The following is a 13104-nucleotide window of genomic DNA, read 5'->3' as shown; positions in this document are numbered from 1 at the left end:
GCTACTTGCCCTCCATCACATCATTGATAGCAGCTTTCGCAGCGGCCAAGCTACTTTCATCAATTTCCATCATGTAGAGGTTACTATCTGGCATAGCGTATGAAGGAAGATCCGTGCGTCCAGTTCCTTTCAAGTCTTGAGAGTTGACTTTGTAGTTCCCACCACTCTCCAATTGAGTATTAACCAGATCCATCATGGTTTCCAAAGGCATATTGGTCTGAAGAGAATCTTGCAATCCCTTGATGATGTTATCGTAGTTTTTTAAAGCCTCAGTTGACGTCAACTTCTGAATAATAGCTACAATAACCTTTTGTTGATTTCGACCACGGTCACGATCTCCATCTGCTAGAGAGTAGCGCTCACGGACAAAACCAAGAGCCTGCTCAGAGTCTAGATGAACATTCCCAACTGGGAAATGGAACTTCCCGTGTAAAGATGTGAAATCTTGGTCATTATAAACATCTACGCCACCTAAAAGGTCAATCAACTTCAAGAAAGAAGTGAAGTTCAAACGGACGTAGTAATTGATATCCACACCATATAGGTTTTCCAGGGTATGAATCGACGAGTCTACTCCATAAATCCCTGCATGGGTCAATTTGTCCTTTTGATTGTTTCCTCCATCCGCAATCGGAACATAGGAATCACGAGGAGTTGTAGTGAGAAGGATTTTTTTGGTATCACGGTTCACTGTCATCAAAATATTTACATCTGAACGCGAAACTGAACTAATCGGACCATAGGTATCAATACCACTCACATAAATATTGAAAGCTTTATTCTTCGATACCTTTGGTGCCGCAACATCCTTAGTTAATTGTTTTGTATAGATTTTTTTGATTTTTGAAGCATAATCTGGATACTCTACTTCAATGATATTTTCAAAGACACTATTTAAGACAATTGCTTTCGTTTCACCAGAAAGCAGACTCTTATAAGCTGCTAGGTAAGAAGTCGCTTTCTCAACTGTCAAGTCCTTACTCTGGCTGGTCTTAATATCTGCTAACAACTTTTGAATATTGTCATTGTCTGTCTCTGTTGGCCCCGTAACCGTATCCAGTTGAGTCACATTATTGATCTCACTATCTTTCAAAACGACCACACTGATTGAATACTCTGAGTAATTTGACGTCGAATTGATATGATTGGTAAAACCGACAAACTGTTGCAAAGCATAGAGAGAAACTGAACTAACTAAGATGGCAAGCGTCAAAAAGAAGACCGTAAACTTCTCAGCTTTTTTATAAACAATCAGCAGTAGTCCTACTAAAGCAGCTAATAAAATGAGAACTGCAGAAATAATATTCAAGTATTTAAAGGCTAAAATGTTGTGTCTAAAAATCAAGAACAGCAAAAAACCACCCAACAGTAGATAAATGGTTAATAAGACTATGTTAATATTTCGTTTCATGTTGCCAGAACGAGCTCTCTTTGAACGTCTACTCATGATAATCCCCTATACACGTTAATAGTTATAAATATTATATCACAATCATGATGGAAATTCCATCCATCCTTGCTATTTTCAGCGTTTTCATTCGCTTTTGTTCTCTTAAGTTGCTCTGAAATATAAGCAAAGTTCCGAATGCCATTCTGCACAAAAAGACAAGGCGCTCAGGGGCAACCTTGTCTGTAATCTTATTTTACGTGGTTTTCAAACTCTTTTTGACTCTTTTCGACAGCTTTTTTACTTTCTTCTTCCCACTTAGCCTTGGCTTCGTCAAATTGTTTCTTGGTAACAGGATCTTTTTGTAATCTCATGTACTTATAATTATTTCCGTCACCCTTGATACCTACTAGGGAGTAGGCACGTGTAAACGGAGTTACTTTAGTTACAGAGGCTGTACCGCCATTTGACATAGCAGACATGACCAGAGAATTGTCAATCATCCAAGCTTGAGCTTCAGCGTATTTTTCATAACGCTTAGCGACATCTTTGTTCTCTGCATCTGCTTCTTTCAGGAGTTGTGTATAGGTATCGAGCCCCAAACTCTTAATGAGCTCTTGGTCTTCCTTGGCATCAAGACCAAAAATTTTGAGATAGAAACCAGTTTCAGCATTGAAGGGATCTAGATAAGTTGATGGATCCTGGTAATCACCAACCCAACCATCAAAGTTTAGGTCGTAATCACGAGCTGCTGGATTTGGTGCTAGGAAGGCAACATTTCCAAAGTCATCTGTAGAAAGCTGTTGAACATCAATGACGATATTGTCAGAACCTAGTACTGTTTCAAGGGTTTGTTTAACCGAGTTCATACCAGAAACCGCATTTTTATTCGTCTGATCAACAGGGACATCCAAATGGATTGGGAAAGTCACGCCTTGGGCTTCCAATTCCTTTTTAGCTTCCGCAAATTTTGCTTGGGCCTTTTCCTTGTTAAAGTAGGCATCTTGAGCATCTGCCAAATTGATACCTGACCACTCAGTTCCGTAGTTCACAAGCTTAGAAGCTGTTACTTCTCCAAAGGTCTTATCTCCCACCTGGACAAATATTGGAGGAACTAGAGTATTACGAAGGGTTTTGCTCGCTGCTTCTTCACCGTTAGATTGAGCAGAGTAGGCTGTTCGATCAATACCAAAGTTGATAGCCTGACGGAAATTTTTATTTAAGATAGCTGTTTGAGCTGATTTCTTTTGTTCGTCCGTTGTTTTAGCGGTATGATTATAGGTTTTGCGGTTGACGTTAAAGTTAAAGTACCAAGATGTCTTATCTTGTAAGCTATAGACGATATTGTCTTGGTATTTTTCTTTTGTCTTAGCATAGTTCGAACTATTTGGATAGACTCCTGCAATCGAGTAAGCACCACTTTCAAAGTTTCGAATGGTCATCTCCTGATCTGACCCATCAAAGTAAGCTAACTTAACTTTTTCAATGGTTACTTTATCATGATCATAATAGTGTGGATTCTTCACATATTCGATCGAAGATTTTGATGTGAAATCTTTTAACAGATAGGGACCGTTATAAAGGATGCTGTCTGGTGTCAAGGTACCAAAATCTTTATCCTTTGATTTCAAGAACTCTTCGTTGACTGGGAAAAGAATACTATTGGTTGTCTTTGAATTCCAATACGGTTCTGGTCGAGTCAAAGTGTACTCGACTGTGTAATCATCCAAGGCTTTGACACCGACAGTTGAAAAGTCATTGGTCACACCCGTCACATAGTCATTCAATCCCTTGATTGAATTTTGGATCAGATCCATGGCTTGCCCCTTGTTGTCCGCGGCATATTTGATCCCAGTGACAAAATCCTGAGCTTTGACTGAAGCATATTCCTCACCGTCAGCTGTATACCACTTGGCATCTTTTCTAAGCTTGTAGGTATAAGTCAAACCATCTGCTGAAACAGACCAATCCTCCGCAAGAGCAGGTACGAGGTTCCCATAGCTGTCATTTTCTAACAAACCATCTACAAGATTGGTAATAACGGCAGTGTTATCTGCATAATAATCTAGGAGATAGTTAAAAGTTGTTGGATTCGCACTAAATGTTGATGAATAAGTGCTAGTATCTGTGTTGGACTGTCCACATGCAGAGAGCAAAATCCCTGTCGCTAAGACGAGACCTGTCCCGATTAGTCTTTTTTTCAGTTTGATCATCATTCGCTCCTTTATGTCACTTTTTATAACATAACTATATTTTATCAAATTTATTCAAAAATGTAAAGTTACTACTTTTATGACAACTGGTGTCTCAAAACAAAAAAAGGAAGCACAGTTTCCTGCAACTTCCTTTTCTGTTTATAGATTACTTGACGTGTTTTTCAAGTTCTTTTTGGTATTTGGCATTTGTTTCGATTTTTTCTTGTTGCCATTTCTTGAAGGCTTCTTCGTATTCTTTTGCAGTCACAACATCATTTTGCAATTCCAAACCTTTGAACACAAATGGGTCTCCCTTGATTCCGACTTGAGAGTATGCTTTTGTGAATGGTACAGTACGGCTAACAGTTGGAGAACCACCTGAAGAAGCAACTGGGATCAAAAGCGAACTATCAGATACCCAAGCTTGCGCTTTAGCGTATTTTTCGTAACGCTTATTGAGGTCGCTTGTTTCAGCTGCGGCATCATCCAAGAGTTTCTTGTATTCGTCTAGACCGACTTGAGCCATCACTTCTGGATCTTTTCCACGAGTGATCCCCAAGTGTTTAAGGGCAGAACCCTTCTTAGCATCAAGGATGTTGAGGTAGGTAGCTGGGTCTTGATAGTCTGGTCCCCAACCAGTTCCGTTCAAGTCATAGTCTTTTTGGGATGGAACCTTGGCTTGAGACGTAATGCTTATTTTCTCATTATCGGTCATTTGAAGGACATCAACAATGACATTTTCAGTACCAAGTGATGATTCGATAGACTGCTTGAGTGAGTTGGTTTGTTGAACCGCGATTACATCTGTTTGTTCAACGGGGATATCCAAATGGATTGGGAAGGTAACACCCTTGGCTTGCAATTCTTCCTTGGCTTTAGCAAAGGCTGCCTTAGCTTTTTCAGGACTGTAAATCGTATCCTTGCCATCTGTAAGGGCCACATCTTTCCACTGGTCACCATATGAAACGAGCTCTGCCTGCGCCAACTCTCCAAAGGTTTTTTCACCTACTTGAACGTAGTCATGAGGCACTAGGCTGTTACGGATAATCTTGTTCGCACCTTCTTCACCATTCAACTGGGCAGTGTATGAGTGACGGTCAAGGGCAAAGTTCAGCGCCTGACGGAAGTTCTTGTTGAGAAGAGCTTCTTTCGTTGATGTTTTTTGAGCTTCGTCTGTTTTGGCTGTTTTATTGTAAGATTGGCGGTTTACGTTAACAGTGAGGTAGTAGCTTGTCGCTTCTTGTGGACTGTAAACAATCTTATCGCCATACTCTTGTTTAGTTGACTCAAAGTTTGAGCTTGTTGGGAAGAGACGGGCTGTTGTATAAGCTCCTTGTGTAAAGCTACGAATCAAAGATTCTTGGTCTGATCCATCGTAGAAAGTTAGTTTAATATTATCAATCTTGACATTGTCCTTATCCCAGTAGTTTGGATTCTTTTCATACTCGATGACTGATTTTGAAGTCAATGATTTCAAGAAATAAGGACCATTATATAGGATACCCGATGGAGTTGGTGCACCGTAGTCGCTCCCTTTAGAATTCAAAAATTCTTCATTAACTGGAAGCATGGTTGCCGTTGTGACCTTAGAGTTCCAGAAACTTTCTGGTTTGTTGAGCGTGTATTCTACCGTATAATCATCAACAGCCTTAACTCCTACGGTAGAGAAATCATTGCTCTCACCACTAACATACTCTGCCAAACCTTTGATAGAATCCTGAATCAAAGAAAGACCATCTGATTTTCCATCAGCAGCATGTTTAAGCCCAGTAACAAAGTCTTTGGCCTTAACTTCAGCGTATTCTTCTCCATCAGAAGTATACCATTTTACACCCTTACGAAGTTTGTAGGTGTAAGTCAAACCATCCTTTGAAACAGACCAGTCTTCTGCAAGTGATGGAATCAAGTTCCCATACTTGTCATTTTCCAAAAGACCATCAACAACGTTTGCTATAACGTCAGAGGTTGAGCTCTTGCTCGTCACACTATAGTCCAAAGAAGACGGATCCATAGCGTAGACATAAGAGAATGTCTTGGGAGCATCCGCTTTCTTTTCACTTTGCCCACAAGCAGTTAACAGTAGGGCTGCACTCAAAACAGCACCTGCTCCTAAGAGCCACTTTTTCGATTTCATAAGTAATCTCCTTAAAGATAGTGTTTTCACCATTATACCCTATTTTTTCATAAAAGCAAGGACTTTCGCCAGATTTTTTAGAAAATTCTAACAAATATTTTTTAAAGACTTTTCTATATATTTTTTAGTGAAAGAACCTCAAGTGTACTGCACCCCAAATGCCTTTTTTACCCCTTTTAAATTTTGAGGGAGTTCCCAATCTCCCTCACCCCACAATTCCTTTTTAGTTCGTTTTCTTTGAAATAATAATATTTTACGGTATAATGTAAGCGTATACATAAAAACTAATTCAGTAGGTGAACTAATAGAATTCATCACTTTAGTTTTTCGGTTCCAATTTGTTTATAGAAAGGAGAATTCTAATGATATATACAAAATTGGTGTTGTTTATTACCTTTCTTGTAATAAGCTTGTTACCTGATAAGATTTTTGGAAAAAATAAAAAAATTTGGAAAATAGTTCTTGCAATATTGATGGCGGCAACAGCATTATCATTTATGTACTAAGTTATTTTAAGAATGTAGGGGAATAAACCCTACATTCTTTTTAGTTTTTTTCCTGTATCACAATGCATTATTTTAAAATACTATGTCTTATAATTGTTTTTTGAGCATAAAGGAAACTGTCCCAAGAAGCGTGTGGAGTTTACTGTATCAACATTTCCGATGATATCAATTTTCTCGACTTCTCCTACTTCCACACACTACCATGTGTACCATCCATTTTGATTGTCTCGCACTTTTATCGCATATAATCTTTCAACTTTACCAAATTTATAACAAGTGAAAGCTATGTTAAACCAGGCCTTCAGTGAGAATCATTACACAAATACGATTCTTCATAGAGATCAAGGCCAGCAATACCAACATGATTCTTATCATCGGTTTCTAGAGAATAAGGAAATTCAGCCATCCATGTCGCGCAAGGGTAACAACCCAGACGACGGTATGATGGAGTCCCTCTTTGGTATTTTGAAATCGGAGATGTTTTACGGTTATGAGAAGCACTTTAGGTCTTTAGAAGACCTTGAACAAGCAATTGTGAACTACATTTATTACTACAATAACAAACGAATCAAAGTTAAACTAAAAGGATCTAGCTCTGTTCAATACAGAACTAAATCCTTCGGATAAATAAATTGTCTAACTTTTGGGAGTCAGTACAAAGCATCAAATGCTTGAGGTTCACTTATTTTAATCCGTTAGTTCCACACAGAAAGCATCCCATGGAGCCAAGACCTGTTTTTCAACTGCTTCTTGAGTCACAGTGTTTTCAATCAAGACAGATTTAACTCTTTCTTCTACTGAAAAGTTTTGTTTTTCATTGGACAAGTTGGCCACAACTAGGAAGCGACGACCCCCGTCCTTACGGATATAAGCAAAGACCTTATCAGAAGTATCGAGTAATTCAAAGTCAGCTCGAATCAGCCAGCTGTTCTCCTTACGAATTTGAACGAGTTTTTGATAAGTATAGAAGATCGAATCTGGGTTTGCTAGTGCTTCTTGAACGTTGATTTCTTGATAGTTTGGATTAACTGCCAACCAAGGCTGACCAGTTGAGAAACCAGCATTTTTGCTTTCATTCCATTGCATCGGGGTACGGGCATTATCACGTCCGATGACACGGATACTGTCCATAATTTCCTCGAGCGGAACACCTTTTTCAAGTGCCTCACGCGCATAGTTGAGGGATTCAATATCTTCTACTTGATCCAGTGTTTCAAAAGGATAGTTGGTCATCCCAATCTCCTCACCTTGGTAGATATAAGGAGTCCCTCTCATGAGATGAAGCAAGATTGCAAAGGCTTTGGCAGATTTTTCGCGGTGTTCTTGGTCATTTCCCCAGATAGAGACGATACGAGGGAGGTCATGGTTGTTCCAGAAGAGGGAATTCCAGCCGTCCTCAACACCTAACTCTGTCTGCCATTTGTTGAAGATTTCTTTTAACTTCCCTACATTTAACTCTTTTTGGTAGTGCCACTTAGGTTGCCCTTCCTGATACTGAAGACAGATATGCTCAAACTGGAAGACCATAGACAATTCTTGTCCTTTTGGATCCGAGTAAAGCTTGGCAATTTCTGGCGTTGCCCCCCAAGTTTCTCCCACCGTCAAAAGATCTTTATCCCCAAAGGTCGCCTGATTCATTTCCTTGAGATAGGGATGGAGCATAGGACCATTATTCACTACCTTCTCATCAGGAATCTTACCAATCATATCAATGACATCCATACGGAAACCACCAATACCTTTTTCAATCCAGAAGTTCATCATCTCGTAAATTTTCTGGCGAAGTTTTTCATTCTCCCAGTTGAGATCAGGCTGTTTCTTGCTGAAAAAGTGGAGATAGTATTGACCTGACTTTTCATCGTATTCCCAAGCAGACCCACTAAAAATGGAATCCAAATCGTTGGGCTCATCCCGCCAGATATAGTAGTTTCGCTCAGAGCTGTCAGGATTTTCACAGGCCTCGACAAACCAAGCATGCTCATCCGAGGTATGATTGACCACCAAGTCCATGATGATACGAATATCACGTTTCTTAGCTTCTGCGATCAGTTGGTCCATGTCCTCCATGGTTCCGAAAATAGCAGCAATCGCTTGATAATCGGCAATATCATAGCCATTATCATCCATCGGACTGTCATAAACGGGAGAAAGCCAAATCGCTGTGATTCCTAACTTAGCTAGATAGTCCAACTTACTAGTAATTCCTGGCAAATCACCAATTCCATCTCCATTACTATCCATAAAACTCTTTGGATAGACTTGATAGACTACGGCATTGTGCCACCATTTTTCTTGCATCTGTTTACCTCATTATTTTAATATTCTACAGTCTATGATAGCGCTTTTTAAATCTTAGTGCAAGCGTTTGCCTAATCTTTTTGATTTCTTTTTTAGCTCCGTAGTTTCCTAACTCCCATTTTTTTTATATAATAGAGGTCAGAGGTAAAAAAATGAAAAAACAAGCTTTTAGTTCTGAACAATATTTAAATCTACAGCGCGACCACATTTTGGAGCGCATTAACCAATTTGACGGCAAGCTTTACCTAGAGTTTGGCGGCAAAATGTTAGAAGATTTCCACGCTGCTCGTGTACTGCCTGGTTATGAGCCTGACAACAAGATCAAGCTCTTGCAGGAGTTGAAGGAGCAAGTTGAGGTTGTGATTGCTATTAACGCTAGCAATATCGAGCATTCCAAAGCACGTGGCGACCTAGGCATTTCTTATGACCAAGAAGTTCTTCGTTTGATCGACAAATTCAATGAACTGGGAATCTTTGTCGGTTCTGTTGTCATCACACAATACGCCGGACAACCCGCTGCAGATGCCTTCCGCAACCAGTTAGATAAAAACGGGATTGATTCCTATCTTCATTATCCAATCAAAGGATACCCGACTGATATGGACCACATCATTTCTCCAGAAGGTATGGGGAAAAACGACTACATCAAAACTAGTCGCAACTTGATTGTTGTAACTGCTCCTGGACCTGGTTCTGGAAAATTGGCCACTTGTATGTCCAATATGTACCATGACCAACTTAATGGCATCAAGTCTGGTTACGCTAAGTTTGAAACATTTCCAGTTTGGAATCTTCCCCTTCATCACCCAGTCAACTTGGCCTACGAGGCTGCAACCGCGGACCTTGATGATGTCAATATGATTGACCCTTTCCATCTCCAAACCTACGGAGAAACCACTGTCAACTACAACCGTGATATCGAAATCTTCCCAGTGCTCAAACGTATGTTGGAGCGCATTCTCGGTGAATCTCCATACGCTTCACCAACAGACATGGGTGTCAATATGGTTGGCTTTGCTATTACAGATAATGAGGCTGCTATCGAAGCCTCTAAACAAGAAATCATCCGTCGCTACTATCAGACTGTACTTGATTTCAAAGCTGAAAAAGTCGGAGAAACTGCTGTCAAGAAGATTGAACTGCTCATGAACGACCTCGGTATCACACCTGCAGACCGTAAGGTTGCTGTTGCTGCACGCCAAAAAGCAGAAGAAACTGGTGGCCCTGCCCTAGCCCTTGAGTTGCCAAATGGGGAAATCGTAACTGGTAAAAACTCTGAACTCTTTGGTCCTACAGCTGCTGCCTTGATCAATGCCATCAAAAAATCAGCTAACATCGCTAAGGAAGTAAAACTCATCGAGCCTGAAGTCGTCAAACCAATTCAAGGCCTTAAAATCAATCATCTCGGTAGCCGCAATCCTCGCCTCCACTCAAATGAAATTTTGATTGCACTTGCAATCACAGCCATGGAAAATCCTGATGCTGCGCGTGCCATGGAAGAACTTGGTAACCTCAAAGGAAGCGAAGCTCACTCAACCATCATCCTGACCGATGAAGACAAGAATGTCCTTCGCAAACTAGGTATCAACGTAACCTTTGACCCTTACTACCAATACGATCGCTTGTATCGCAAATAAAAACTCAAACCTCTCCTTTCTTGGAGAGGTTTTCTCTCTGTTTCAAGAGCAGTCTTTATGATATAATGAAAGAAGAAAACTGAAAGGATATACCATGTCAAAAGAAGTTATTGTTGAAAGTTTTGAACTTGACCACACCATTGTTAAAGCACCTTATGTTCGCTTGATTGGGGAAGAAACGGGGCCAAAGGGAGACATCATCTCCAACTTTGATATTCGCTTGGTACAGCCAAATGAGGACTCTATCCCTACCGCTGGTCTTCACACCATCGAGCACCTCTTGGCCAAACTCATCCGTACCCGCATCGACGGCATGATTGACTGTTCGCCATTTGGTTGCCGTACAGGCTTCCACATGATTATGTGGGGACGCCATACTAGCGCTGAAATTGCAGCTGTTATCAAGGATTCGCTCAAGGAAATTGCTGAAACCACTACTTGGGAAGATGTCCCTGGAACAACCATCGAATCTTGCGGAAACTACAAGGACCACAGCCTCTTTTCTGCTAAAGAATGGGCAAAACTCATCCTGGAACAAGGAATCTCAGATGATGCCTTTGAACGCCATGTCATCTAAACACAAAAAGGAACCAGTTTTTTCAGCTGGCTCCTTCTTTTTTTATTCTCAAAATTTTGTCTTATACTCAATGAAAATCAAAGAACAAACTAGGAAACTAGCCGCAGGCTGTACTTGAGTACGGCAAGGCGACGTTGACGTGGTTTGAATTTGATTTTCGAAGAGTATTAGGCTTTTTCACGAATAACTAAACCACCATCTTCCATATCTGCTTCCAGATGTTTAACATCTAGATGATCCAAGTGGAAATCTGTTACCTTATCACGAATTTGTTGTTCAACCACACGACGGAGAGGACGAACACCCATGACTTCGTCATAGCCTTCTTCTGTGATAAAGTCCTTAGCTGCTTGGCTGACTTCCAAATCAATGTCTTTCTTAGCCAAGGTTTGGTTGACTTCAGCCAACATCAAGTCCACAATCTTAGAAAGATCTTCCTTATTCAAGTGTGAGAACTCGATAACTGCGTTAAAGCGGTTAAGGAATTCTGGACGGAAGAATGGTTTCAAACGATCCATTAATTCTGGTTTATCCGCATCTTCAGTCAAGTTGGCTTCATAACCAAATCCAGCATTTGATGTCGCGATAATGACCGTGTTCTTGAAGTTCACTGTATTTCCTTGACCATCAGTCAAACGACCATCATCCAATACTTGGAGGAGAAGGGTGATTACTTGAGGATCAGCCTTTTCAATCTCATCCAAGAGAATGATAGAGTAAGGATTGCGACGAACACGTTCTGTCAAGGTATTGCTATTGTCATCATAACCTACATAACCTGCTGTTGTACCAATTAACTTAGAAACGGCTGTGCGGTCACTGTATTCAGACATATCCAAACGGATGATCGCATCCTTGGTTCCAAACATATCGAGCGCCAATTGCTTAGCAAGTTCCGTCTTACCAACCCCAGTAGGCCCTACAAAGAGGAAGCTACCGATTGGGCGATTGCCCTCATCAAATCCTGCACGGTTACGACGGATAGCACGAGCTACTGCTTCTACTGCCTTATCTTGGCCGATTACCTTGTGTTCCAAGCGATGAGCCATATCTTTCAAACGTTCGATATCTGACGCTCCCATTTGTGACACTGGAATACCTGTCATTCGCTCTACAGACTCAGCCACATCGTTGATGCTTGCAGTCACTTTCATGTCTTCTGTGTGGTTTTCGACTTTTTTCTCTAATTCTGCAATACGTGTTTTAGCATTGAGAGCTGCTTCAAAGTCTTCTGCCTCAACTGCTTTTTCTTGCTTGTCTTTTTCTGCCTCAATTTCCCGTTCAACAGCATGCACATCTGTTACAGGATGTTGAGCTGCCAAGTGAGCTGCCGTTACATCGACAAGGTCAATAGCCTTATCTGGCAAGCTGCGTTGAGGAATGTATTGGACAGAATAATCCACTGCTGCTTTCAAGACTTCGTCTGGCAAAATGACATTGTGGTGTTGTTGATAGAGATCACGAATCCCTTGAAGGATTTTAAAGGTATCCTCTGCTGAAGGAGCATTGACCTTCACTTCGTTGAAACGACGAGCAAGAGCTGCATTTTTCAAGATGGTGTTACGGTATTCGTCTTGAGTTGTCGCTCCAATAACGGTCAATTCACCACGAGAGAGAGCTGGCTTGAGAATATCTGCAAGACCTTTAGAACCACTGTCTCCACCGATTGAACCAGCACCAAGGATTTGGTGAATTTCATCAAAGAAGAGGATAATATTCCCTGCTTCTTTCACTTCATTGACTAGATTTTGAACGTTTTCTTCAAAGCTGCCACGGTATTGAGTACCAGCCTCAAGACCTGAGATATCAATAGAAATAATTTCCTTGTTCTTGATGGCAGCTGGAACATCTCCGTTCACAATCGCTTGTGCTAGGCCTTCGACAACGGCTGTCTTACCAACACCTGCATCTCCGACTAGAACAGGATTATTTTTCGTACGACGTGAGAGGATTTCAGATGTTTCTTGAATTTCCTTGTTTCGTCCGATAACAGGATCCAGCTTGCCCTCACGAGCTTCTGCGGTCAAGTTACGACCTAGTTTAGCAAGGACACCGTCTTGTTTCATACCTGAAGCCTGTTGTTGCATTTGCACATCAGATTCTGCATTTCCTGGCAATTGACCAGTTGCACGATACTGAGCAAATTCCTCAGGTGTCACTTCACGTCCATTAATCAAGTAGCGACGATTTTCAGAACTATATCCTCGCATACCACCCATCAATTGGTTAAATAAATCATCCATGTTGTTAAAGTTATTAAAGTTGTTGTTCATATTCTTTACCTCGTTTATTCTTAATTATTTGCGATCTCTGATATTGACTATCTTTGACCTTTGTTTTAAAAATTTTAGACTAGCTAACTAGCTACCC

General features: G+C 40.7%; 7 protein-coding genes and 1 pseudogene. 3 read left to right on the top strand and 5 right to left on the bottom strand.

All coding sequences use genetic code 11. The features are described from left to right. Position 1: 1 nt before the first annotated feature. The 3 genes from cpsA to B7717_RS05080 all read right to left on the bottom strand — a co-directional run bounded on the left by cpsA (position 2) and on the right by B7717_RS05080 (position 5716). On the bottom strand, positions 2-1447 hold the full coding sequence (gene cpsA, locus B7717_RS05090) for an LCP family glycopolymer transferase CpsA (RefSeq protein WP_084944310.1): 1446 nt from the start codon (positions 1445-1447) through the stop codon (positions 2-4). Between the two features lie 191 nt (positions 1448-1638). After that, positions 1639-3600: a peptide ABC transporter substrate-binding protein gene (locus B7717_RS05085; RefSeq protein ID WP_065427703.1), complete on the bottom strand. Its 1962-nt coding sequence runs from the start codon at positions 3598-3600 to the stop codon at positions 1639-1641. Between the two features lie 148 nt (positions 3601-3748). Continuing rightward, a complete protein-coding gene (locus B7717_RS05080) occupies positions 3749-5716 on the bottom strand; it encodes a peptide ABC transporter substrate-binding protein (protein ID WP_000837392.1) in 1968 nt (655 codons plus the stop codon). A 743-nt stretch (positions 5717-6459) separates the two neighbouring features. On the opposite strand from B7717_RS05080, the pseudogene B7717_RS05075 reads away from it, so the two are divergent. Further along, positions 6460-6849, top strand: a pseudogene (locus tag B7717_RS05075) (IS3 family transposase); the annotation flags it as partial. A 60-nt stretch (positions 6850-6909) separates the two neighbouring features. Here the strand turns inward: B7717_RS05075 and B7717_RS05070 are convergent. Beyond that, positions 6910-8520, bottom strand: coding sequence for a glycoside hydrolase family 13 protein (locus tag B7717_RS05070; protein ID WP_049520840.1), 1611 nt, complete (start codon positions 8518-8520; stop codon positions 6910-6912). Positions 8521-8672: 152 nt separating this feature from the next. Between B7717_RS05070 and B7717_RS05065 the strand changes: the two genes are divergently transcribed. Then, complete coding sequence (locus B7717_RS05065; RefSeq protein WP_084880413.1) at positions 8673-10157, top strand: DUF1846 domain-containing protein; 1485 nt, start codon at positions 8673-8675, stop codon at positions 10155-10157. A 94-nt stretch (positions 10158-10251) separates the two neighbouring features. Further along, entirely contained in the window at positions 10252-10734 is a 483-nt protein-coding gene (locus tag B7717_RS05060) for an S-ribosylhomocysteine lyase (protein ID WP_000032544.1), read from the top strand. Between the two features lie 167 nt (positions 10735-10901). Here the strand turns inward: B7717_RS05060 and B7717_RS05055 are convergent, their stop codons facing one another. Then, positions 10902-13007 carry an ATP-dependent Clp protease ATP-binding subunit gene (locus B7717_RS05055; protein ID WP_084944309.1) on the bottom strand — a complete coding sequence of 702 codons (2106 nt, stop codon included), beginning with the start codon at positions 13005-13007 and terminating at the stop codon, positions 10902-10904. Positions 13008-13104 lie beyond the last annotated feature (97 nt).

Source organism: Streptococcus oralis subsp. oralis, from assembly GCF_002096495.1.
GTDB classification, from domain to species: Bacteria; Bacillota; Bacilli; order Lactobacillales; family Streptococcaceae; genus Streptococcus; species Streptococcus oralis_CU.
The sequence above is the reverse complement of the archived record's forward strand: the minus strand, read 5'-3'. Positions and strand labels throughout refer to the sequence as shown.